Source organism: Bradyrhizobium sp. CCBAU 51753 (assembly GCF_015291565.1).
GTDB lineage: Bacteria > Pseudomonadota > Alphaproteobacteria > Rhizobiales > Xanthobacteraceae > Bradyrhizobium > Bradyrhizobium ivorense.
Window position 1 is genome coordinate 340,173 of the sequence record NZ_CP030037.1, and the last position, 22,805, is coordinate 362,977.

Consider the following 22,805-nt stretch of genomic DNA (forward strand, 5'->3'; position numbering starts at 1 on the left):
GTCAAACTCCCGATGACAATTTGAGGATTGCGTAGATCGAGGCCAGAGCGACCGCGACGCAGAAGAAGTTGTTGGCCATCACGCCCGCGATCTTCAGCTTCTCGTTATGCACGTAGTCTTCGATCACGATCTGCATGCCGATCTTCATGTGCCAGGTGCTGGCGATGATGAAGAGCAGCAGGATCACGGCAATCGGGATCGAGCCGAGGATCTGCGCCGCGCCGGCATGGTTGCGGCCGAGCAGCATGATCACGACGATGATCACGGGAACGATCAGCAGCACCATCGCGACCGCGGTGAGGCGCTGCCGCCAGAAATCCTTGGTGCCGGAATGCGAGGAACCGAGATTGCGGACGCGCGCCAAGGGCGTGCGCATTGAGGACGGGCCGCTCATCGTCCACCTCCAACGGCGTAGGCAATGATCCAGACCAGGACGGTGGCCGAGATGCCGGCGATCAGCGCGCCCCAGGTCAGCGCCTCGCGCTCATTGGCCTTGAAGCCGTAGCCGAGGTCCCAGACCAGATGCCGGATGCCGCTGAACAGGTGGTGCATCAGCGACCACGTGTAGCCGAACACGATCAGCTTGCCGATCAGGCTGCCGGTGAAGGCCTGCACATTGGCGTAGGCGGTGGGGCCCGTGGCGGCTGCGATCAGCCACCAGGCGAGCAGCAGAGTGCCGAAATAAAGCGCGATCCCGGTGCCGCGGTGAATGATGGACATCGCCAATGTCAGCGTCCACCGGTAGGTCTGCAAATGTGGCGAGAGCGGTCGTTCGATCCTGGCGGTCATCGGCGGGCTTCATGGTGTGAGGGACCGCGGCCGGCCCATCGGGGAACGCGGTGGATGAATTCTATTTACGGAGTCGCACCACGCCGCGCAACGGCCAATTAGCCTTCGTTCGAACCGAAGTTCATTACTAGCGCAGCCGAATTCTGGTTGATCCGCAGTCTGGTATACCAGACGCCATGTCGCGTGAACCAAGAATTGAATCTATATGTCCGAATGAGAATCGACCCGTCGCGTCGCGTCTGGCGGCGCGCTGAAGGTGTCGATGCGGCGCCATCGCTCGACCAGATAATCGACAAATGCCCTGACCTTAGGCGATGCCAGGCGCGACGGCTGCAGCATCAGATGCAGCGGGGTCGGCGCCGGCTCGTGATCGATTAGCAGCCGTTGCAGCCGGCCGGCGGCGAGATCGTGCTCCACCTGCCACGACGGTGCCCGCACGATCCCCGCGCCGTCCCTGGCGGCGCCGACCAGGGCGTCGAGGCTATTCATCCAGAGCCGACCGGATATGCGGAATTTGCGACCCGTCCTGCTGCCGTCGGCAAAGCGCCATTCGGCGCTGCCCGGCGTATCCGAGAACACCAGGCAGTCGTGCGAGGTGAGATCGTGCGGCGTTCGCGGCGCGCCGCGGCGCGCCAGATAATCCGGCGACGCGCAGGTGATCATCCGGATGTCGGCAAGCCGGCGCGCGATCAGTTGCGAATCGCTGAGGCGGCCGATTCGGACAGCGAGATGGATGTCCTCCTCGACCATGTCGACCGCGCGATCGACCAGCAGAAGATCGACGGAAAGCGCCGGCTGGCGCCGCAGGAATTCGGTCAGCATCGGCGCGATCACCAGCCGCCCGAGCAGGCTCGGGGAGCTCACCCGTAGCCGTCCCGACGGCTGCCGCGGATCGCGCGCCAGTGCGGCTTCGATTTCCTTGACCTCGCCGATGATCGATTTGGCGCGCTCATAGAGCAGCCGGCCGTCGTCGGTCAGCGCGAGCTGGCGGGTGGTGCGCAGCAGCAGCGGTGTCCCGAAATGCTGCTCCAGCGCCGCAATCTGCCGGCTGACCGAAGTGAGCGAACTCGGAATCGCCCGCGCGGCCGCCGACAGGCTGCCGGCCTCGACCACCCGCACGAAGGTCGACATGGCGGCGAGCTGATCCACGGCCATCCTTCCGATCTGCGCAAGAGACCCTATCGAACTGCAGTGATACTCCCGAAAAGGAGAAGGGTCTAGCCTGCCGTTCTCAATGATCCGAGGAGCCGGCAATGGCCTCGATTTCCAGTCACCCCGATTCCATCGAACGCCGCCGCGCAAGCATCGACGGGCCGGCCAACCTGCTTGTCTTCTCTTGCGCCGGATTGCTAATCGACGTGCTGGCGCTGCTGCTGCAGGGCGCAGCGCACTCGGCCTCACTCAGCTTTGCCTTGATCGCGGGCGCTGCCCCGGTGGCGGCGATGGTCATGTCGTGGTTGGCGGATCGCGCCGACGCAGGCGGGCCCGAGCGGGAATGAATTGAATGGTTGCTGGACTTGATGTCGCCGAGCTGGTCGAGCTTGCGCTGTTGCTGGTTGCGGTCGGCGCGCTGTCCGGCTTTCTCGCCGGCCTGTTCGGGATCGGCGGCGGCGCCATCCTGGTGCCGGTGTTTTACGAGTGCTTCCGCCTCGCCGGCGTCCCGCTCGGGGTGCGGATGCCGCTCTGCATCGGCACTTCGCTCGCGATCATCATCCCGACCTCGCTGAGCTCGTTCCGCGCCCATTATCGCCGCGGTGCGGTCGACATGACGATTCTCAAGCGCTGGTGGCTGCCGATCCTGCTCGGCGTTGCGGCGGGCAGCGTCACCGCGCGCTTCGCGCCGGAGCGGCTGTTCAAGATCGTGTTCGTGATGGTGGCGTGGTCGGCCGCCGCGCGGCTGCTGCTGGCGCGCGACACCTGGAAGCTCGGCGACGAGATGCCGAAAGGCGTTCTGATGCGCGTCTACGGCTTCTTCGTCGGCCTGCTGTCGACGCTGATGGGGATCGGTGGCGGCCTGTTCGCCAACCTCCTGATGACCTTCTACGGCCGGCCGATCCACCAGGCGGTCGCGACCTCATCGGCGCTCGCGGTGCTGATCTCGATCCCCGGCGCGCTCGGCTATGTCTATGCCGGCTGGCCGGCCGCGGCGCGCTTTCCCGACATCGCCGCGCTGCAACTGCCGTTTGCGCTCGGCTACGTCTCGCTGATCGGCGCGCTGCTGGTGATGCCGACCACGCTGGTCACCGCGCCGCTCGGCGTCAAGGTCGCGCACGCGCTGTCGAAGCGCGCGCTGGAGATGGCGTTCGGGGCGTATCTCTTCATCGTCGGCGGACGGTTCGTAATCAGCCTGTTGAATGGCGCGTAGCCCGCAGCCCGGATGCAGCGAAGCGCAATCCGGGACCGGTCCATTTGTTAACCTCCCCTTGAAAAGGGGAGGTCGCTTTGCTCGTTAGAGCAAAGCGGGTGGGGATCTGCTCACTCCGCTTGCAGCGTCGCCTGCGGCTGACCCCCATCCCGATCTTTCCCTTTCAGGGGGAAGGGGAAGAAAAATGCGAAGGTCGCGCCGGCTATCGACCGCTCCCGGATTTCGCTTCGCTCCATCCGGGCTACAGATCTAGTCCTTTAATCGTACTTCACTATGCCCCCACATCCGCAAATCGCCGATACCTTCGATTAGGTCAGCCTCGGAGAGGAATCGCAGACGTGCTGCCATCATGTGATCGACGTTCGGCAATCCCAATGCTTCGCAGCGCTTCACGCCTCGGCTCAAAACCGTTGCGACCTTTTGCCAGCGCGGCGTCAACAGCGAGAAGATGATCTCGTCGAGCCGGCTCTCGGTCACATGTGAAGGTAGTTTCACCTCGTCCCAAGCGAGCTCGCTACACACTTCGGGAGGTTCTTCATCGATTAATGGCGGCTCCAGATCAGGATACTGCCTGTAGATCGGCTCAAGCAGCTTCTGCTGAAAATCTGCGATGACTTCTGCAAGCGAGCGATCGAAGTTGAGCCGCTCTGCTTTACCAAGGCCTGCAATCGCCATCTCGGCATCTTGCATCGCCGCCAATGCATCAAGCAGGTGATCGTTGATCTTGGATGCTTGCTGTTGGTTCATTGCCCCTCCACAATGTCCCTATTCTCACGCCTTCGAATAGATATCCTTATACCTATCCCGCAAGATATTCTTCTGCACCTTGCCCATCGCGTTGCGCGGCAGTTCGTCGACCACGAACACGCGCTTCGGCATCTTGAACTTGGCCAGCCGCCCGTCGAGCGCCCGCAGCACCGAGGCTTCGCTGACATCGGCGCCCTTGCTGCGGACCACGACCGCGGTGACGCCCTCGCCGAAATCGGCATGCGGCACGCCGATCACGGCCGACTCGATCACACCGGGCATGGCGTCAATTTCGCTCTCGATCTCCTTCGGATAGACGTTGAAGCCGCCCGAGATCACGAGGTCCTTGCCGCGGCCGAGGATGTGGACATAGCCCCTGTCGTCGATCTTGCCGAGGTCGCCGGTGATGAAGAATCCGTCGCCGCGGAATTCGGCTTTGGTCTTTTCCGGCATCCGCCAGTAGCCCTTGAATACGTTCGGGCCCTTGACTTCGATCATGCCGATGGTCTCCGGCGCAAGCGGCTTGCCGGTCTCCGGGTCGGTGACGCGCACGGAGACGCCGGGCAGCGCGAAGCCGACCGCGCCGGGCACGCGGTCGCCGTCATAGGGGTTGCTCGTGTTCATGTTGGTTTCGGTCATGCCGTAGCGCTCCAGCACGGCGTGGCCGGTGCGATCAGACCATTCGCGGTGGGTGTCGGCGAGCAGCGGCGCGGAGCCCGAGATGAACAGCCGCATGTGCCTGGTCGCGTCCTTGTTGAGGCCGGGATTTTGCAGCAGGCGGGTGTAGAAGGTCGGCACGCCCATCATCACGGTTGCGCGCGCCATCAGCTTGATGATCAGGTCCGGATCGAATTTCGGCAGGAAGATCATCGAGGCGCGCGCGAACAGCGTGACGTTGCTCGCCACGAACAGGCCGTGGGTATGATAGATCGGCAGCGCGTGGATCAGCACGTCCTTGTCGGTGAAGCGCCAGTAGTCGACCAGCGAGTAGGAATTCGACGCCAGATTGTCGTGCGACAGCATCGCGCCCTTGGAACGGCCTGTGGTGCCGGACGTGTAGAGGATCGCGGCGAGGTCGTCATTGCCGCGCGGCACCGTGGCAAAATCCGTGGGCGCCTTGTCGGCGGCTTCGGTCAGCGAGCCCTTGCCGGTCGGATCGAGCGTCTCGACTTTCGCGCCGACCTTGGCGGCGATCGCCTTGATGCCCTCCAGCTTCGAGGGATCGCAGACCACCACCGTCGGCTCGGCGTCGGTGATGAAATATTCGAGCTCGTTGAGCGTATAGGCGGTATTGAGCGGCAAATAAACGCCGCCGGCGCGCACGGTGGCGAGATACAGCACGAGGCCGGAGACCGATTTCTCGGTCTGCGCCGCGACTCGATCCCCCGGCTTCACCCCGCGGCTCACCAGCACATTCGCCATCTGGCCGGCGCGCGCGATCAGGTCGCCATAGGAGATGCGGCTGCCGTCGAGTTGCTCGATCGCCAGCCGATCGGGGTCGTCGAGGCCGTCGAACAGGCGGGAAAACAGGTTGGCGTTGGCGGTCGTGTTCATGCAACATCCCGTAAGGGGCGAAAGAGCCGGTAAGAGTCAGGCTGGATTAGCAAAAACGCCCTTCGGAAAGCAACGGAGACAGATTGCATGACAAACAATGGGAAACGCGTGGCCTGGGTGACCGGCGGCGGCACCGGGATCGGCGAATCCGGGGCCGAGTTCCTCGCCGCGGACGGCTGGACAGTCGTGGTCTCCGGCCGCCGCAAGGAAGAGCTCGACCGCGTGGTCGGCAACATCACCAAGAAGGGCGGCAAGGCCGAGGCGATCCCGCTGGATGTCAGCAACAAGGCCGACGTCAACAAGGCGGCGGAGGCGATCGTCGCCAAGCACGGCCGCATCGATCTCCTGGTCAACAGCGCCGGCATCAACGTGCCGAAGCGCAGTTGGGCCGACATGGAGCTGGAAGGCTGGGACAAACTGGTCGAGATCAACCTCAACGGCGTGCTCTACTGCATGCGCGCGGTGCTGCCGACGATGCGCAAGCAGCAGGACGGCTGCATCATCAACGTCGCCTCCTGGGCCGGCCGCCACGTCTCGAAGATGCCCGGCCCGGCTTACACCACGACCAAGCACGCGGTGCTGGCGCTGACCCATTCCTTCAACATGGACGAATGCGTCAACGGCCTGCGCGCCTGCTGCCTGTCGCCGGGCGAGGTGGCAACGCCGATCCTGAAGCTGCGGCCGGTGGTGCCGAGCGAGGCCGAGCAGGCCAGGATGCTGCAGCCCGAGGATTGCGGCCGCACCATCGCCTTCGTCGCCAGCATGCCCGCGCGGGTCTGCATGAACGAGATCCTGATCAGCCCGACCCACAACCGCGGTTTCATCCAGACCCCGGCGAACCGGGATTAGGCCGTCGACGGGCGATGATCTCTCTTCTCCTTCCCCCTGAAAGGGGGAAGGTCGGGATGGGGGTCAAGCCACAGGCGACGCTCTCTGCCGAGAGAGCAGATCCCCACCCGCTTTGCTCTGGCGAGCAAAGCGACCTCCCCCTTTTCAAGGGGAGGTGCACGCCGCGTGCTCATGGCGGCGAGATGTACGCAATGCATCCTCACCGGTTTCAGAAATCACAAAGAATTATTTCCGGAAACCGCCCGGAAAACCTCCCGTAGCTCGGGCCAACGACGACGCACTCACCAACAACCCGCGCCGTTGTTGCCCCTTCATCACCGGCGCAGAGCCGCCGGACAGCTGACCCATTGGGAGACGACACCATGTCGAAGCGTATTGCCATTCTCGCTGCCGCCTTCAGCGCGCTCGCGATCACTGCCACCGTCATTGCGCCCGCTCGCGCCGAGGAGAAGACCGTGATGGTCGGCGGCGCCGCGATGTTCCCGTCCAAGAACATCATCCAGAACGCCGTCAATTCCAAGGACCACACCACCCTGGTCGCCGCGGTGAAGGCCGCGGGCCTGGTCAACACGCTGGAAGGCAAGGGCCCGTTCACGGTGTTCGCGCCGACCAACGCCGCGTTCGGCAAGCTGCCGGCCGGAACCGTCGACAATCTGGTCAAGCCCGAGAACAAGGGAACGCTGACCAAGATCCTCACTTACCATGTGGTGCCCGGCAAGCTCGAGGCCTCCGACCTCACCGACGGCAAGAAGCTGAAGACCGCCGAGGGCGAGGAACTCACCGTGAAGAAGCAGGACGGCAAGGTCTGGATCGTCGACGCCAAGGGCGGCACTTCGATGGTGACGATCTCGAACGTCAACCAGTCGAACGGCGTTATCCATGTCGTCGACACCGTGCTGATGCCGGCGACGTAACACCTCACCGCCCTGTTTAGTCCCCGACGGGGCGCGCGAAAACGGCGAGCCGGGGCCTGCACCCGGCTCGCATTTTTGTGACCGCCAAAGGCGGCCGTGGACTAAAATGATCACCTGCGATCGTGTAACGGAACCCTACTTCCCGGCGAATAGACCTGTAACGACCCGAGCAGAGAAATCCCATGTCGAGCCTCGCCGTTAGCGACGACCATGCAGACACCGCAAAGCCAACGAAGGCGATCCAGCCCGCCTGGGTCCGCGTGCTGCACTGGATCAATGCGTTTGCGATGATCCTGATGATCATGTCGGGCTGGCAGATCTATAACGCCTCGCCGCTGTTCAACTTCAGCTTCTCGCGCAGCATCACGCTGGGCGGCTGGCTCGGCGGCGCGCTGCTGTGGCACTTCGCCGCGATGTGGCTGTTGATGGTCAACGGCCTGATCTATTTGGCGCTCGGTCTTGCCACCGGCCGCTTCCGCAAGAAGCTGCTGCCGATCACCCCCGGCGGCGTGATCTCCGACACCAAGGCGGCGCTGACCTTCAAGCTGTCGCACGCCGATCTCAGCAAATACAATTCGGTGCAGAAGCTGCTCTATGCCGGCATCATCGTGGTCGGCGTCGTCATCGTGCTGTCCGGCCTGTCGATGTGGAAGCCGGTGCAATTGCATTGGCTGGTGACGCTGTTCGGCGGCTATGACTTCGCGCGCTATGTCCATTTCACCTGCATGGCGCTGATCGTCGCATTCCTCGTGATCCATGTCGCGCTCGCGGTGCTGGTGCCGAAGAGCCTGCGCGCCATGATCATCGGTCGCTGAGAAAGGAGATTCACCATGGGTCGTCTCCGCAAATTGCTGATCCCCGGCGTCGACAAGAAGCTCTTGGTCCGCGACGCCGTGAAGGTGATGCCGGACCTGACGCGCCGCCGCTTCATCACCATGGGCGCGAGCCTCGGTTCGCTAACGCTGCTGACCGGCTGCGACGTGATCGATTCGTCCTCGGCGGAGGACATGCTGAAGCAGGTCTCGAAGTTCAACGATGCGGTGCAGGCCTGGATGTTCAATCCGAATGCGCTGGCGCCGACCTTCCCGGAGAGCATGATCACAAAGCCGTTCCCGTTCAACGGCTACTACGATGTCGACGACGCGCCTGACATCGATGGCAAGGAGTGGAAGCTGGAGGTCCGCGGGCTGGTCGAGAACAAGAAATCCTGGACGCTGGACGAGCTCTATCAACTGCCGCAGGTCAAGCAGGTGACGCGCCACATCTGCGTCGAGGGCTGGAGCGCGATCGGCAGCTGGACCGGCACGCCGCTGCGCGACTTCCTCAAGCTGGTCGGCGCCGACACGCGGGCGAAATACGTCTGGTTCCAGTGCGCCGACAAGGACGGCTACAATTCGCCGCTGGATATGCCGAGCGCGCTGCATCCGCAGACCCAGATGTCGTTCAAATTCGCCGACGAGATTTTGCCGCGCGCCTATGGCTATCCGATGAAGATCCGGGTGCCGACCAAGCTCGGCTTCAAGAACCCGAAATACGTGATCTCGATGGAAGTCACCAACGAGTACAAGGGCGGCTACTGGGAAGACCAGGGGTATAATTCGTTCAGCGGGAGCTGAGGAGGCGAATAGGGAATAGCGAATTGAGAGCCGGGTTGGCTCCGGCTATTCGCCACTCGCTATTCGCTATTCGCCAGCTACGGACCCACCTTCCGCTGAAACGCCGACAGCAGTGCCCCCAGCGCCAGCATCGCAGCCGAGACATTCAGCGCAAACGACAGGCTGCCGACCGCGTCGGTGATGGCGCCGACCACGATCGGGCCCAGCGTCTGGCCGATGCCGAAGGCGATCGTCATCGCGGCAATGGCGGTCGGCCAGGATTCCGGCGGATAGTTGTAGCGCACGAAGGCGGTGGTCGAGCCGACCACGGCGAAGAAGGCGACGCCGAACACCAAGGCCGAGATCGCCAGCAGCAGCGGCGCGTGGCCGAAGATCGGCAGCGCCGCGCCGAGCGCGTTGACGCCGAGAATGATGGTGGTGGCGAGCCCGCCGCGGTTGAGCGCCAGCACGCGGCGCCAGACCCAGGGCGTGACGAAGGCGCTGACGCCGATCAGGCTCCAGAACGCGCTCTGCGCCACCGCGCCGCCGCCGCCGTCGCGGACATAGGCGATCATGAAGGTCATGTAGGCGATGTAGCCGGCGCCGAACAGGAAGTAGCCGGTGAGATAGATCAGCACGGGCATGACCGCGAATTTCGTTCTCACGATGCCGCCGGCAGCGGGACCGGCATGGAACGGCGCCAGCAGCAGCGGCACGGTCATGATGGCCGACAGCAGGGTCATCGCCCACCACACGATCCACCATGAGCCCGCGCCAAAACCCTGCAGCACGAAGGGGGCGACCAGGCCGGATGCCAAAATGCCGATGCCCGGGCCGGCATAGAACAGGCTGATCAGGAAGTTGGCGCGCTCGGGGCGCGACTGCGCGATGGTCGCCGCCAGCGCGCCGCCGCCGACGAAGCCGATCGCCGCGGCGAAGCCGGCCAGCAAGCGGGCAAAGCTCAGCACCACGAAATTGCCCGAGACGGCGCACAGCGCCAGCGACAGCACGCAGGCCAGCGTCGACCAGCGCACCGATGTGGCGAGCCCAAAGCGCTGGATCAGGCGCGAGGCAAACAACGCACCGGCCAGATAGCCGGCGGCATTGATCGTGTTCATGAAGCCGGCGGCCGAATAGGACCAGGCCAGCGAGTCCCGCATGTCGGGCAGCACCAGCGAATAGGCAAAGCGGCCGATGCCGAGACCGACGGTCGGCGCCAGCGACAGGATCAGGATCAGCCGCGCAGGATGCGGGTAGGACGGGGCAGGGGCTCGCACAAATCACTCCGGCAAGTCAGCCATTGTGGCAGCCCGCGACGGCCCTGCCCAGCGCCTCAGGCCGCAACGGTGTCTTGCAGATCAGGCAATCGGGCGACGAGCGCCCGCGCCCGCCAGACCACCGGCTCGCCGTGCAGCATCATGGGCGACAGCACCAGGAACAGCCGGGTGAGAGCCGTTTCGGCCCTGCGTTGGGGTGCCTTGCCAATCGATGCCGGGCGTTTTAGCACTCGCGCCGGATTTCCCGCGCGCGTTATGCCCGGGCTTTGACGGCAAAACAGCTATCTCGAGGTAACGACCATGGCGACCCATAAATTGCTGCTTCTCCCCGGCGACGGCATCGGCCCCGAAGTGATGGCCGAGGTGCAGCGCCTGATCGACTGGCTGAACGCGCAGGGGATCGCAAAATTCGAGACCGAGCAGGGCCTGGTCGGCGGCGCCGCCTATGACGCCCACAAGGTGTCGATCTCGGAAGCTGACATGGCCAAGGCGACCGCGGCCGACGCCATCATCTTCGGCGCGGTCGGCGGTCCGAAGTGGGACAGCGTTCCCTATGAGGTTCGGCCCGAGGCCGGCCTGCTGCGGCTGCGCAAGGATCTCGGCCTGTTCGCCAATCTGCGCCCGGCAGTGTGCTACCCGGCGCTGGCGGATGCCTCCAGCCTCAAGCGCGAGGCGGTCGAGGGCCTCGACATCATGATCGTGCGCGAGCTCACCGGCGGCGTCTATTTCGGCGAGCCGAAGACCATCACCGATCTCGGCAACGGCCAGAAGCGCGCGGTCGACACCCAGGTCTACGACACCTACGAGATCGAGCGCATCGGCCGCGTCGCCTTCGACCTGGCGCGCAAGCGCCGCAACAAGGTGACGTCGATGGAGAAGCGCAACGTCATGAAGTCCGGCGTGCTCTGGAACGAGGTCATGACCGCCGTGCACGCGCGCGAATACAAGGACGTTACGCTGGAGCATCAGCTCGCCGATTCCGGCGGCATGAACCTGGTGAAGGCGCCGAAGCAGTTCGACGTCATCGTCACCGACAATCTGTTCGGCGACATGCTGTCCGACATCGCGGCGATGCTGACCGGCTCGCTCGGCATGCTGCCGTCGGCCTCGCTCGGCGAGGTCGATGCCAAGACCAAAAAGCGCCGCTCCCTGTTCGAGCCGGTGCACGGCTCGGCGCCTGATATCGCCGGCAAGGGCCTCGCCAATCCGATCGCGATGATCTCCTCGTTCGGCATGGCGCTGCGCTACTCCTTCGACATGGGCGAACTCGCCGACAAGGTCGACGCCGCGATCGCAGCGGTGCTCGCCAGCGGCCTGCGCACCGCCGACATCAAATCGGAAGGCGCGACGGCCGCCAGCACCACGCAGATGGGCGAGGCGATCCTGAAGGAGTTGCAGAAGCTGCACGCGTAGGGTTACGCCGGGCTTTCTGTTGCCGGCGTGAGGTGAGCAAGCTGGCAGGGCTCCCTCCCCCCTTGCGGGGGAGGGCTGGGGAGAGGGGTAAGCCCCGGGCGAGACGATCGATCAGATCACCGCCTTCGCAGTCTTGCTCGCGCGCAAGGCAATAGAGAGAGCACGTCGTGTGGCACCCCTCTCCCTAACCCTCCCCCGCAAGGGGGGAGGGAACCCTGCCGCTGGTGGCTCCCTTACGCGCGCGGCTCGTCGGATTGTTCGGGAGATTCCGGGTCTGGTGCTCGCGCACCATCCCGGAATGACCCCCAAAACAAAAATGGCCGGGCAAGCCCGGCCATTTTCGCGTCGGCAGATCGCCTGATGTCTCAATACAGCGGGAAGGTCCGCGGATAGCCGCCGAGATCGCCGGGCGGGCTGAGCGGCTGGCGGTCGATCGGCTGGTTCTTGTTCTCGCGCGCGAACGAGGGATAGCCGACGTCCGGCGGATAGGCGTAGTCGTTGAACTTGCGGTCGCCGGGCAGCACTTCGGTGCCGGCGTCGAGCCAGGAGCGCGTGGTGACGTAGACGCGGGTGCGCGGGCCCTGCTGGTAGACGCGGTTCGGACCCTGCGCGCCGTAATAGCGGCGGCCGTCGCGGTCGTACTGGTCCTGCTGCTGTTGCTTGCGCTTGCTCGGGCTCTGCGCGTTGGCCGCGCTCATGCCGAAGGCGGTTGCGGTGACGGCAGCCGCGGCAAGCAACACCACGAGCTTGTTCGCGGCAGGGAATTTCAAGGTCATCGCATCCTCGTCATTGCGGCCCCGTCCGGGGCTGGCGCGTTCGCCAAAGTCACTGGGAACATATTGTAGTGGCGGCCGCCCGCCGCCACTAGGTCAATTGCGCCACACCGGCAGACATAATGCGGCGAGAAGCGCGAAAGTTTCATGAAAACCAGTACCTTGCCACGGTCTCGCCATCAAAGGCCGCCGCGCAGCCTCGGGTTCTCGCTGCCCAGCACCCAGTCGGACGACAGGGCGGGCGGGCCGGAGGCGGCACAGCCGGTGCGCTTCAGCTCGGCGTGCGCGAACAGCTCGGCCAGTCGCCGATCGCTGCCTGACGTCAGCAGGGTCAGCCGGTTCAGCATGCAGCCGATCGCGGCGCGCTGGGCCGGCAGGCTGGCGCCCTGGCAGGTCCAGCCGGAGATCCGCAGGTCCGGCGCGTCGATCTGCTTGAGAAAGCCGAGGCAGGCGCGGTCGTCGTCCCGCCGTGCCGGGCGCAGCAGCGTAACGCTGCCAAACTTGCTGTCGATGATGCCGGCGGCCTCGAGCTCGCGCACGCCGCTCGGGTCGAGGCGTCCGGCAATCTCGGTGACCGCGGGGCCCATGGCCTCCTCGCCCGGACGGTAGATCTCGAGCTCGGCCGCCGGCGCGCCTTCGGCCTCGGCCCAGCGGAAGATGTCCTTGCGGCCGCCCAGGGGGTGCCGGAGGACTTCGTAAGTCTCTGTTTTGTCTCGGGGATCGAGCCTGCTGATGGCGAAGGCCGGGGCCGCGCGGGCGGCCGGGCTCCAATGCGCGGCGGCTGCGGGTATAGGCGCCATCGCGGTTGCGTCGGGGAGCTGCCGCCATAGATGGACGCCGAGCCCGCCGAACAGCGCCAGCGCGGCGGCATAGGCGAACAGCCGCGACAGCGTGGCGTAGACCTCGTCGACGAAACTCGTCAGCGCCGACGGAATTCTCGTATGATGGGGTGCGGCCGGAACGGCCCGAAACGGACGCATCAAAACGCTCAAAAGCTACGCAACGTTGTCTTGACGGGGTTTCTCGCATAGAAGCGCTGCCTCTTCCCTTTCCGCTGCCAGCGGGGGAACGGGCATTTTTCGTCGGAGAGTGAACGATGGGTTACAAAGTCGCGGTGGTCGGAGCGACCGGCAATGTCGGGCGCGAAATGCTCAACATTCTCGACGAGCGCAAATTCCCCGCCGACGAGGTCGTGGTGCTGGCCTCGCGCCGCAGCGTCGGCATCGAGGTCTCCTATGGCGACCGCACGCTCAAGGTGAAGGCGCTCGAGCACTATGATTTCTCCGACGTCGACATCTGCCTGATGTCGGCCGGTGGCGCAGTCTCCAAGGAATGGTCGCCGAAGATCGGCGCCGCCGGCGCCGTCGTGATCGACAATTCGTCGGCCTGGCGCATGGACCCGGACGTGCCGCTGATCGTGCCCGAGGTGAACGCCGATGCGACCGCCGGCTTCACCAAGAAGAACATCATTGCCAATCCGAACTGCTCGACCGCGCAGCTGGTCGTCGCGCTGAAGCCGCTGCACGACAAGGCGACGATCACCCGCGTCGTGGTCTCGACCTATCAATCGGTGTCCGGCGCCGGCAAGGATGCGATGGACGAACTGTTCTCGCAGACCAAGGCCGTCTACACCAATGACGAGCTGGTCAACAAGAAATTCCCCAAGCGCATCGCCTTCAACGTCATCCCGCACATCGACGTCTTCATGGAAGACGGCTACACCAAGGAAGAGTGGAAGATGATGGCGGAGACCAAGAAGATTCTTGATCCCAAGATCAAGCTCACCGCCACCTGCGTGCGCGTGCCGGTGTTCGTCGGCCACTCCGAAGCCGTCAATGTCGAGTTCGCCAACCCGATCACCCCGGACGAGGCGCGCAACATCCTGCGCAACGCGCCGGGCTGTCTCGTGATCGACAAGCACGAGCCGGGCGGCTACGTCACGCCCTATGAGGCGGCCGGCGAGGACGCCACCTATATCAGCCGCATTCGCGAGGACGCGACCGTGGAGAACGGCCTGTCGTTCTGGTGCGTGTCGGACAACCTGCGCAAGGGCGCGGCGCTCAACGCCGTGCAGATCGCCGAAGTCCTGATCAACCGCAAGCTGATCACCGCCAAGAAGAAGGCGGCCTAGAGCATGATCCGGACCCGGAGGGCCGCGTTAGCGCAAAGTGCGAAGCGGTTTTCCGGAAAGATCATGCTCAAACAAAAGCAGTAGAACGCGAGATCTCGGCGTCAGGAAGTGCGTGCCATGGCGGAAGAACCGGCGACCTACCGGCCCAATCCGACGCTGAAGCGCGTCGAGAACGGCTTCGAGAGCCTGCTCTTCAACAGCCGCTGGCTGATGGCGCCGTTCTATTTCGGCCTCGTCATCAGCCTCGCGGCGCTGCTGCTCAAGTTCTGCCTGGAGCTGTGGCACTTCCTCCTGCATGTGCCGGACGCCAAGGAATCCGACATCATCCTCGGCGTGCTCTCGCTGATCGACATCTCGCTGACCGGCAATCTGATCCTGATCGTGGTGTTTTCCGGCTACGAGAATTTTGTCTCGAAGATCGATCCGGCGGGGCATCCGGACTGGCCGGACTGGATGACCAAGGTCGATTTCGGCGGGCTGAAGCAGAAGCTGCTGGCGTCGATCGTCGCGATCTCGGCCATTCAGGTGCTCAAGGCGTTCATGAACCTCGACACCGCGTTCGATCCGGGCAAGCTCGCCTGGCTGGTCGGCGTGCACCTCGCGTTCGTGGTCTCGTCCTTCATGCTCGCGATCTCCGACCGCTGGGGCAGCGGCCATCACGGCGGCGAATAGCCGCCCGTCGGCGTCGCCGGCGCGCCATCCCTGACTTTCCCTGACAACGCCCCCTGCGCGCTCGTGTCGCGGGCGACGTGCTGACTGCTGTTGCAACCTAAGGAAGTGCACGCCAGAATTGTGCCCGGCCGGCTTCGCGCCTGCGTCCGGCCTCCATTTTCAGAAATCCAGATTTCATGGTGAGCACATGCCGACCAAAACTCTTTTCAACGGCACCCGGACATTCGACGCGCGCCCCGATCGCATCGATTTTCGCGACCTGCCCTATCGCGCACGGCTCGTCAGCCTGCCAATGAAATATCCAAGCGATCAGCTGATTGAAGAATGGTTTCCGATCTACCGCGCATCCGACATGGTCCTCGACCAGGGAGACGAGGGATCCTGCACCGGCTTTGGCCTCGCGGGAGTGGTGAATTACCTGCGATGGGAGTTGGCAAACGCCACGGCGATCGAAGGTGGCGAGAAGCCGGCTCCCAAGCCCGACGGACGGGTCAGCGCGCGGATGCTCTACCAGAACGCCCGCCTCTACGATGAATGGAAGGGGGAGGACTACGAAGGTTCGAGCTGCCGCGGCGCCATGAAGGGATTTCACAAGCACGGCGTCTGTGCCGAGCAGTACTGGCCGTACCTGGAGAAGCGCAACAAGCCAGGCCTTCCACGCGAGGGATGGGACGCCAGTGCGCCTCAGACGCCGCTCGGCGCCTATTTTCGCATCGACGGCAAGTCGATCGTCGACATGCAGTCGGCGATCTACGAGACGCATGCGATCTACGTGTCCGCCGACGTGCATGACGGCTGGGTTCGGGTCGGAAACAACCGCAAATCCATCGGCGACGCCCTGATCGGTCCCCCCAACAAGCCGAATGACGTCGGCGGGCATGCATTTGCGATGGTCGGCTACACGTCCAGAGGATTCATCGTGCAGAATTCCTGGGGGCCGGACTGGGGCTTTCACGGCTTCGCCGTCCTGCCCTACGAAGACTGGACCCGCCATGGCACAGACGCTTGGGCGCTGGCGCTCGGGGCTCCGATGGAGGTGTCGTTTCCCTCGGTCAAGCCCAAAAAGGGAGCCAAGCCCCAGACCGCCAGCCCGTTTCGCAGTCCGAAGATGCGCACGGATCTGTCGCTCGACGAACGGATGCGCGCGCGGTCGATGCAGCGCGACGACGTCGCCAAGGACACCAGCGCGGTTTCACCGTGGATCAATGGCGAGGAGGCCCATCGCACCATTTTCATCGGTCACAATGGCCGCGCGGAGCGCGAGCTGGTGGCGGCGAACTCCGGCGACGATGCCGTCGTCAGCGTGGTCCGGGAATGCGTGGCCACCGCGGCCGACCGGGGCTACTCGCATGTTGCGATCTATGCGCATGGCGGATTGAACAGCCGCTCCGAAGGGCTGGATCGTGCGCGCGTGCTCGGGCCGTGGCTCGAGGCCAACGACATCATGCCGATCTTTGTGGTGTGGCAGACCGGCTTTTTCGAGTCCGCCGCCGACATCCTGAAGGGTGCGGTGGAAAAGATCGGCGTCCCCGCGGGCGCCGACAAGGGCTGGCTGCGCAGCAAGATCGACGAGATCAAGGATCGCGCCTTCGAGGTGTTTGCCCGCGACGCCGGCGTCAAGGCGATCTGGGAGAACATGAAGAACCGCGCCGACGGAGCCAGCCGCAGCGGCGGCGGCCTGATGACCGCCGCCACGGAATTGCGGTCGGCGATCGGTGCATTGAGCAAGGCCCAGCGGCCCGAAATTCATCTCGTGGGTCACTCGGCCGGAGCCATCATGCAGGGGCACTTCCTGTCGGCGATGAAGGCGCGGAGCCTGCAGGCAAGCTCCGTTCACCTGTGGGCGCCGGCCTGCACGGTCGAATTTGCCACCGCCAAATACGGCCAGGCTTTCGCCAACAAGGTCGCCGATCCCACCACCACGTTCATTGACGTGCTGAGCGACGACAACGAGCTGACCGACCCCTGCGTGCCGGTGCTGTACTCGAAGTCGCTGCTGTATCTGGTTTCAAGAGCGCTGGAGCCGGATCACAAGACGCCCATTCTCGGGCTGCAAAGGGTGTGGCCAAAATGGTCCGCAGGCGCCGACTTAATGCCGGGCTATCAAAAAATTCTTGCCGATTGGCAGGCCGACAGCGAGGGGGTCGTTCTGCAGTCGGTCACGGAAACCGAAGTGCCCATCAACGACGAGCCCGACAAGGACGAGACGATCGATGCCGGCCATGGCTCGTTCGACAACAATCTGGAGGTCGTCAACCGCGCGATCAAGCTGATCACCGGCAAGAAAACGCTGCGCATGCCGGTGACGGATTTGCGCGGATTCTGACGCGGCCGCGCCAAGGCGCAGCGTCAGCCGTTCCTGACGCTGCGGAATTCCTTCGCGGCCTGATCGAGCACGAACAGCGAGCCCTCGGCGACGCCGAAATAGGCGCCGTGCAGCTGCATCTGGCCGTTCTGGACCCGGTCGCGCACGAACGGGAATGTCATCAGGTTCTCGAGCGAGCGGAACACCGCGGCCTTCTCGATGCGGGTCACGAAGTCCTGCATGCTCTCATGCTCGCGCTGCTCGACGATCTCGCCCGGCTTGATGAACATCTGCATCCATTTGCCGATGAAGTCGCCCGGTGTCAGCGGCTTGATCTTGTCAACAAAAGCGCGGATGCCGCCGCACTGGGCATGGCCGAGCACCACGACGTGCTTCACCTGCAGCACGCTCACGGCATATTCCAGCGCGGCCGAGACGCCGTGGGCGGCGGTGTCGGGCTGATAGACCGGAACCAGATTGGCGACGTTACGCACCACGAACAATTCGCCCGGGCCGGCATCGAAGATCACTTCCGGCGAGACGCGGGAATCGCTGCAGCCGATCAGCATCGTCTCCGGGGACTGGCCGCGTTCGGACAGTTCCCGGTAGCGCGACTGTTCGGTCGGCAGCCGTTGCGTCGCGAAAGCGTGGTATCCGTCGATCAATCGCTTCGGAAAGGATTTCATGGCCTCCGGCTAAACCACAAGCAGATGTCTGGAACAAGACTTTCGGTATCGGAGCTGAAATGATAGGGGCAGGGCTTGAAAAGCGCTGCCCGATCAGTGCCTAAACAATGGACTTTTGCCGAGCCAAAGGCCTTGAGGAGATCGCCATGACCCGTCCGCGCCGCAGCCTGCTGTTCATGCCGGGATCCAATGCACGGGCCCTGGAAAAGGCCCGCACGCTGCCGGCGGACGGCATCATCCTCGATCTCGAGGATTCCGTTGCGCCCGACGCCAAGGCGATGGCGCGCGAGCAGATCGCCAAGGCGGTCGCCGCCAAGGGGTTTGGCAAGCGCGAGATCCTGATCCGCATCAATGCGCTCGACTCGCCCTGGTGGATCGACGACATCACCATGGCCGGCAAGGCGCAGCCGGACGGCATCCTGGTTCCCAAGATCTCGACCGTGGACGATCTCAACGCCGTCGCCGACCGCCTGAGCGACATCGGTGCCCAGGCCTCGATCCGGGTCTGGGCCATGATCGAGACCGCGCGCGCGGCGCTCGACGCCGACAAGCTCGCCGCGGCCTCAAAGGATTCCGAGACGCGCCTGGCCGGCTTCGTGTTCGGGCCGAACGACATTGCGCGCGAGACAAGGATCCGGATGAAGCCGGGCCGCGCGGCGATGATCCCGATGATCACGCATTGCATCCTGGCGACCCGCGCGCATGGGCTGGAAATCCTCGACGGACCCTACAGCGACATCGGCAACATCGACGGCTTTGCGGAGGAATGCGCGCAGGGCCGCGATCTCGGCTTCGACGGCAAGACGCTGATCCATCCGAGCCACATCGACGCCTGCAACGCCATCTTCACACCGCCGGAGGCCGAGGTCGCCGAGGCGCGCAAGATCATCGCCGCGTTCCAACTGCCGGAGAACGCCTCGCGCGGCGCGATCCAGCTCGACGGCCGCATGGTCGAGCGCCTGCACGCCGAGATGGCGAAGCGCACGATCGCGATCGCGGACGCAATCGCCGCAATGGGGCATTGATCCAGCCGATCGGCGATCCTTCCCTTCTCCCCTTGTGGGAGAAGGTGGCGCGAAGCGCCGGATGAGGGGTTGTTTCCGCTTGCGAGATCGCGCCGTGTGGAGAGAACCCCTCACCCGGCTTCGCTTCGCGAAGCCACCCTCTCCCACAAGGGGAGAGGGTGCAGCGGTGCCTACCCCGCCAAGTTTCTCCATTGCCCACGCCTAGAGGCTGCGATCGCGATTGCCGATGCGCCGCGATGGGGCATTGACTCCACCCTCCCTTGGAGGGCAGGGCCATCGCATATGCAATGCGCGGGCTTGACCACGGGCTCGCTTCGCCTCTCCGCTTGCGCGGGAGGCCGGATCGCATCGCAGATGCGATCCGGGTGGGGGTTATTTCCGCGATACGACTCCTGGAGAGACCCCCACCCCGACCCTGGAGGGCCCGCGAGTAGGAATGGCTCCGCGAGCCCACGTGATTAATTTTACGGATGTTGATTTAAGTCAAAGACAGGCATCCGCATCGTGTTGTCGGCTTGCTCGTTGTTACCCACAACGGGAATGCCGAACACTGCTCACTCTTGAGATGACCAAGGGAGGCTTACCCATGCCCACCTATATCTCCTTAATCAACTTCACTCAGAAGGGAGCCGAAGCGATCAAGGACGGGCCCAATCGCCTCGCTGCGGCAAAGGAACGTTTCCGCGCCGCTGGTGCCGAATTGAAGGCCTTTTACCTCGTAACGGGCCAGTATGATGCCGTGTCGATTGTCGAAGCACCGAATGACGAAGTGGTTGCAAAACTCGTCATGGGAACGGCAGCCCTCGGATTTGTACGGACGCAGACTTGTCGGGCGTTTACCGAGGACGACTACAAGAAGATGGCTGCATCTTTATGAACAAACTTCATCTCTCAAATACAAACCCCGGCCTCGCGCCGGGGTTTTGTTTAACGACGCATGTCTGCTTTTGAGCTGCTACTGGGACAGGCGGACATCAAGTGCCGTTGCCGCGCTGTTTGAGCGCCCACAGCCGGTAGGCGTCGTCCTTGTAGGGATCATCGCCGGTCGATGCTTTGCATCGGCTACGGCGCCGGATGAGGGGTTGTTTCCGCTTGCGAGATCGCGCCGTGTGGAGAGGACCCCTCACCCGGCTTCGCTTCGCGAAGCCACCCTCTCCCACAAGGGGAGAGGGTGCAGCGGAGTCTGCGTCACGCGCCAAATTTCTCCGTCGCCCACGCATAGAGGCTGCCGGGAATCGGCGCCTCCTTGCCGCGGCCTTTCGGCGAGATGTGCAGGCCGATGATGGCAGGATCGTTCAGATAGTGCGCATAATCCGACGGCTCGAAGAACAGTTTCGGCTCGGCGTGCACGGCGTAGAATGATCGTTTCGGCAGCGCGTGGTGCAACCTGCCTTCGCGGCGCGCCAGCGCGGTGAGGGCTGCGGGGCCAAAGATCGCTATGCGAATGTCGGCAAGGCGGTTCGATCGGCGGCGCAACTGGCGCATCAGGAATGTCAGGCGATGGCGCAGCGCAAGCCAGTCCGGAGTGAGTTCCTCCTGCTCCATCAGGTCTTCGAAGGCGCGCACGATCGGATCGTGCGGCGGCAGATACAGCACGGAGTTGCCGAGCTGCCGCGGCCGCTCCCAGGCAAAATAGGGTTTTGCCGGATCGATCTCGACCGGCTTCAGCAGCAGCACGTCGGCGTCGAGCCAGAGCCCGGCGCGCTGCGCCATCAGCTTCATGCGGAAGAAGTCGCTGAACTGCAAAATGGTCCAGTCTCGCCACGAGCCGTCCGGCTCGGCCGGACGCAGCTTCTCGGAGAAGGAATGCGGCAGCACCGCCTCGGCCTCGGCGTTGCCGATGCCGTCGGGCAGGCCCGGAATCGGATCGAAGCTGTAGACCGTGACCTTGTGGCCGGCCGCCAGTTGCGAGCGCAGGCAGGTCTGGCGCAGCGCATCCATCGGGCCGTGCCAGAAGGTGACGATGTCAGGCAGCATGGGCGCCAGCTAGCAGCAGTCTTGCAGCGATGCAAATCGGCAAAGAAAAACCCCGGCGCCTGAAGGCACCGGGGCGTGATGAAAGGCTGGCCTCAGGCCCAGGCGCGTTCCTTGAGCCTGGACTCGTAGGCGTCGATCGAACTCTTCTTTTCCATCGTCAGGCCGATGTCGTCGAGGCCGTTGATCAGGCAGTGCTTGCGGAACGGGTCGATCTCGAACTTGACCTTGCCGCCATCGGGGCCGCGGATCTCCTGGTTCGGCAGGTCGATGGTCAGCGTCGCGTTGGCGCCGCGCTCGGCGTCGTCGAACAGCTTGTCGAGGTCTTCCTGCGAGACGCGGATCGGCAGAATGCCGTTCTTGAAGCAGTTGTTGTAGAAGATGTCGCCGAACGAGGTCGAGATCACGCAGCGGATGCCGAAGTCGAGCAGCGCCCAGGGTGCATGCTCGCGGCTCGAGCCGCAGCCGAAATTGTCGCCGGCGACCAGCACCTTGGCGCTGCGATAGGCCGGCTGGTTGAGCACGAAGTCCGGGTTCTCGCTGCCGTCGTCCTTGTAGCGCTGTTCCGAGAAAAGCCCCTTGCCAAGGCCGGTGCGCTTGATGGTCTTCAGGTACTGCTTCGGAATGATCATGTCGGTGTCGACATTGATGATCTTCAGCGGCGCCGCGACGCCTTCCAGCGTGGTGAACTTGTCCATGGCCTGAGCTTCCCGGTCAAAATCGAGGGATAGGGCGGGATATCTATCGCGAATGTGACAGCGGTAAAAGGGCGATTTCTGCAGGGCTGGAACTCCCGTTCCGATTAGATCGAAACGGGAGCTCCAGCTCTCTTTTTTGGACGCGTTTTCTTCACGCGAACCGGTGTCCACTTCGCTCGAAAACGCTCTAGTTGCCCGCCTGCGCCTCAATCGCCTCCATATCGGCGTCCGAGAGGCCGAAATGGTGGCCGATTTCATGGATCAGGACGTGGCGGACGATGTGGCCGAGGGTCTCGTCGTGCTCCGCCCAGTAATCCAGGATCGGCCGGCGGTAGAGCCAGACCAGGTTGGGCAGCCGGGCGACGTCGCTAAAGCTCTGTTGCGGCAGGCCGACCCCCTGGAACAGGCCGAGCAGGTCGAACTCGCTTTGGGCCTGCATCTCGTCGAGCACCTCATCGGTCGGGAAATCGTCGACCCGGATGATCAGGCCTTCGCAGAGCGTCCGGAAGGTCTTCGGCAGGCGCTCGAAGACCTCGTGCGCCATGGCTTCCATTTCGGCCAGCGAGGGGGCTTTGGCTGTGGTCCACATGACACTCCTTTAGCGCGAGTGGCGTCGGTGGCGCCAGCGCAGTTGACCTCGGCGGCGCAATGGGTGACCGTGCGGCCCGAGAATGGGGCTTGGTGGCGCAAATGAAACGGATCGTGGCGACGGCGCTGTTGGCGGCATCAGTCGGGCTCCCGCTTGTCGGGACCGAGGCGAAGGCACAGTCTGCGCAAGCGGAAGCGCGCGTCGGCCAGCCGGCGGAGCGCAGGATCGTTGAACGGCGCCGCCCGCTGTGGCGTGTCCCGATCTACCGCTCCGAACATTGGGATCCGGATGTCATCCCGCGCTACAATCCCGGCCCCAACGCCGTGCGCGAGTGCACCGCCCATTATGTGCAGGAGTACCGGCCGAGCGGCACGGTGATCACGCCGCGGATGAACTGCTTCTGGCGGCCCGGCTAGCTGCGTGAACCCTCGGCGCACCGCGCCGGGAAA

General features: G+C 64.1%; 25 protein-coding genes. 13 read left to right on the forward strand and 12 right to left on the reverse strand.

Annotation, left to right across the window (positions count from 1 at the left end; all coding sequences use genetic code 11):
* Position 1: 1 nt before the first annotated feature.
* The 3 genes from sdhD to XH93_RS01605 form a co-directional block, all read right to left on the reverse strand.
* The gene (gene sdhD / locus XH93_RS01595; protein ID WP_194474951.1) at positions 2-376 is read right to left on the reverse strand and encodes a succinate dehydrogenase, hydrophobic membrane anchor protein; all 375 of its coding nucleotides are present in this window, start codon (positions 374-376) and stop codon (positions 2-4) included.
* A gap of 14 nt (positions 377-390) precedes the next feature.
* Positions 391-789: a succinate dehydrogenase, cytochrome b556 subunit gene (sdhC, locus tag XH93_RS01600; protein WP_139479472.1), complete on the reverse strand. Its 399-nt coding sequence runs from the start codon at positions 787-789 to the stop codon at positions 391-393.
* 201 nt (positions 790-990) lie between these two features.
* Positions 991-1,944, reverse strand: coding sequence for a LysR family transcriptional regulator (locus XH93_RS01605; RefSeq protein ID WP_246799458.1), 954 nt, complete (start codon positions 1,942-1,944; stop codon positions 991-993).
* A 98-nt stretch (positions 1,945-2,042) separates the two neighbouring features.
* Here XH93_RS01605 and XH93_RS01610 point away from each other — a divergent pair, with 98 nt between their 5' ends.
* Both XH93_RS01610 and XH93_RS01615 read left to right on the forward strand, forming a co-directional pair.
* The gene (locus XH93_RS01610; RefSeq protein WP_194472138.1) at positions 2,043-2,288 is read left to right on the forward strand and encodes a hypothetical protein; all 246 of its coding nucleotides are present in this window, start codon (positions 2,043-2,045) and stop codon (positions 2,286-2,288) included.
* A gap of 5 nt (positions 2,289-2,293) precedes the next feature.
* On the forward strand, positions 2,294-3,154 hold the full coding sequence (locus tag XH93_RS01615) for a sulfite exporter TauE/SafE family protein (protein ID WP_194472139.1): 861 nt from the start codon (positions 2,294-2,296) through the stop codon (positions 3,152-3,154).
* Between the two features lie 249 nt (positions 3,155-3,403).
* On the opposite strand, the gene XH93_RS01620 is transcribed toward XH93_RS01615, so the two are convergent.
* Both XH93_RS01620 and XH93_RS01625 read right to left on the reverse strand, forming a co-directional pair.
* Positions 3,404-3,901, reverse strand: a complete 498-nt coding sequence (locus tag XH93_RS01620; protein ID WP_139479468.1) for a hypothetical protein — start codon at positions 3,899-3,901, stop codon at positions 3,404-3,406.
* A 24-nt stretch (positions 3,902-3,925) separates the two neighbouring features.
* Complete coding sequence (locus tag XH93_RS01625) at positions 3,926-5,455, reverse strand: malonyl-CoA synthase (protein ID WP_194472140.1); 1,530 nt, start codon at positions 5,453-5,455, stop codon at positions 3,926-3,928.
* Positions 5,456-5,542: 87 nt separating this feature from the next.
* Here XH93_RS01625 and XH93_RS01630 point away from each other — a divergent pair, with 87 nt between their 5' ends.
* The 4 genes from XH93_RS01630 (at position 5,543) to XH93_RS01645 (ending at position 8,834) form a co-directional block, all read left to right on the forward strand.
* Entirely contained in the window at positions 5,543-6,304 is a 762-nt protein-coding gene (locus XH93_RS01630; RefSeq protein ID WP_194472141.1) for an SDR family oxidoreductase, read from the forward strand.
* A 362-nt stretch (positions 6,305-6,666) separates the two neighbouring features.
* On the forward strand, positions 6,667-7,218 hold the full coding sequence (locus XH93_RS01635) for a fasciclin domain-containing protein (protein ID WP_139479465.1): 552 nt from the start codon (positions 6,667-6,669) through the stop codon (positions 7,216-7,218).
* 182 nt (positions 7,219-7,400) lie between these two features.
* Complete coding sequence (locus XH93_RS01640; protein WP_194472142.1) at positions 7,401-8,033, forward strand: cytochrome b/b6 domain-containing protein; 633 nt, start codon at positions 7,401-7,403, stop codon at positions 8,031-8,033.
* 15 nt (positions 8,034-8,048) lie between these two features.
* Complete coding sequence (locus XH93_RS01645; RefSeq protein ID WP_194472143.1) at positions 8,049-8,834, forward strand: molybdopterin-dependent oxidoreductase; 786 nt, start codon at positions 8,049-8,051, stop codon at positions 8,832-8,834.
* A 77-nt stretch (positions 8,835-8,911) separates the two neighbouring features.
* On the opposite strand, the gene XH93_RS01650 is transcribed toward XH93_RS01645, so the two are convergent.
* Positions 8,912-10,090 (reverse strand): YbfB/YjiJ family MFS transporter, encoded by a 1,179-nt coding sequence (locus tag XH93_RS01650; protein ID WP_194472144.1) that lies wholly within the window; start codon positions 10,088-10,090, stop codon positions 8,912-8,914.
* Between the two features lie 300 nt (positions 10,091-10,390).
* Between XH93_RS01650 and leuB the strand changes: the two genes are divergently transcribed.
* The gene (gene leuB / locus XH93_RS01655) at positions 10,391-11,503 is read left to right on the forward strand and encodes a 3-isopropylmalate dehydrogenase (protein WP_194472145.1); all 1,113 of its coding nucleotides are present in this window, start codon (positions 10,391-10,393) and stop codon (positions 11,501-11,503) included.
* A gap of 365 nt (positions 11,504-11,868) precedes the next feature.
* On the opposite strand, the gene XH93_RS01660 is transcribed toward leuB, so the two are convergent.
* Together XH93_RS01660 and XH93_RS01665 are read right to left on the reverse strand one after the other, a co-directional pair.
* The gene (locus tag XH93_RS01660) at positions 11,869-12,279 is read right to left on the reverse strand and encodes a hypothetical protein (RefSeq protein ID WP_194472146.1); all 411 of its coding nucleotides are present in this window, start codon (positions 12,277-12,279) and stop codon (positions 11,869-11,871) included.
* Positions 12,280-12,455: 176 nt separating this feature from the next.
* The gene (locus XH93_RS01665) at positions 12,456-13,256 is read right to left on the reverse strand and encodes a hypothetical protein (RefSeq protein WP_194472147.1); all 801 of its coding nucleotides are present in this window, start codon (positions 13,254-13,256) and stop codon (positions 12,456-12,458) included.
* 116 nt (positions 13,257-13,372) lie between these two features.
* Here XH93_RS01665 and XH93_RS01670 point away from each other — a divergent pair, with 116 nt between their 5' ends.
* From XH93_RS01670 to XH93_RS01680, 3 genes are all read left to right on the forward strand, one after another.
* Complete coding sequence (locus XH93_RS01670; RefSeq protein WP_139479458.1) at positions 13,373-14,407, forward strand: aspartate-semialdehyde dehydrogenase; 1,035 nt, start codon at positions 13,373-13,375, stop codon at positions 14,405-14,407.
* 117 nt (positions 14,408-14,524) lie between these two features.
* A complete protein-coding gene (locus tag XH93_RS01675) occupies positions 14,525-15,079 on the forward strand; it encodes a TIGR00645 family protein (protein WP_139479457.1) in 555 nt (184 codons plus the stop codon).
* A 187-nt stretch (positions 15,080-15,266) separates the two neighbouring features.
* Positions 15,267-17,405, forward strand: a complete 2,139-nt coding sequence (locus XH93_RS01680) for a C1 family peptidase (protein WP_194472148.1) — start codon at positions 15,267-15,269, stop codon at positions 17,403-17,405.
* A gap of 23 nt (positions 17,406-17,428) precedes the next feature.
* Here the strand turns inward: XH93_RS01680 and XH93_RS01685 are convergent, their stop codons facing one another.
* A complete protein-coding gene (locus tag XH93_RS01685; protein ID WP_139479455.1) occupies positions 17,429-18,070 on the reverse strand; it encodes a carbonic anhydrase in 642 nt (213 codons plus the stop codon).
* Positions 18,071-18,216: 146 nt separating this feature from the next.
* Between XH93_RS01685 and XH93_RS01690 the strand changes: the two genes are divergently transcribed.
* Complete coding sequence (locus XH93_RS01690) at positions 18,217-19,095, forward strand: CoA ester lyase (RefSeq protein WP_194472149.1); 879 nt, start codon at positions 18,217-18,219, stop codon at positions 19,093-19,095.
* Between the two features lie 586 nt (positions 19,096-19,681).
* Positions 19,682-19,972 (forward strand): GYD domain-containing protein, encoded by a 291-nt coding sequence (locus tag XH93_RS01695; RefSeq protein WP_139857286.1) that lies wholly within the window; start codon positions 19,682-19,684, stop codon positions 19,970-19,972.
* Positions 19,973-20,283: 311 nt separating this feature from the next.
* Here the strand turns inward: XH93_RS01695 and XH93_RS01700 are convergent, their stop codons facing one another.
* The 3 genes from XH93_RS01700 to XH93_RS01710 all read right to left on the reverse strand — a co-directional run bounded on the left by XH93_RS01700 (position 20,284) and on the right by XH93_RS01710 (position 22,356).
* Positions 20,284-21,072: a hypothetical protein gene (locus tag XH93_RS01700; RefSeq protein WP_194472150.1), complete on the reverse strand. Its 789-nt coding sequence runs from the start codon at positions 21,070-21,072 to the stop codon at positions 20,284-20,286.
* A 92-nt stretch (positions 21,073-21,164) separates the two neighbouring features.
* Positions 21,165-21,767 carry a 3-isopropylmalate dehydratase small subunit gene (gene leuD, locus XH93_RS01705; protein ID WP_194472151.1) on the reverse strand — a complete coding sequence of 201 codons (603 nt, stop codon included), beginning with the start codon at positions 21,765-21,767 and terminating at the stop codon, positions 21,165-21,167.
* A gap of 187 nt (positions 21,768-21,954) precedes the next feature.
* The gene (locus XH93_RS01710) at positions 21,955-22,356 is read right to left on the reverse strand and encodes a metallopeptidase family protein (protein WP_194472152.1); all 402 of its coding nucleotides are present in this window, start codon (positions 22,354-22,356) and stop codon (positions 21,955-21,957) included.
* 101 nt (positions 22,357-22,457) lie between these two features.
* On the opposite strand from XH93_RS01710, the gene XH93_RS01715 reads away from it, so the two are divergent.
* Entirely contained in the window at positions 22,458-22,772 is a 315-nt protein-coding gene (locus XH93_RS01715; RefSeq protein WP_194472153.1) for a hypothetical protein, read from the forward strand.
* Positions 22,773-22,805 lie beyond the last annotated feature (33 nt).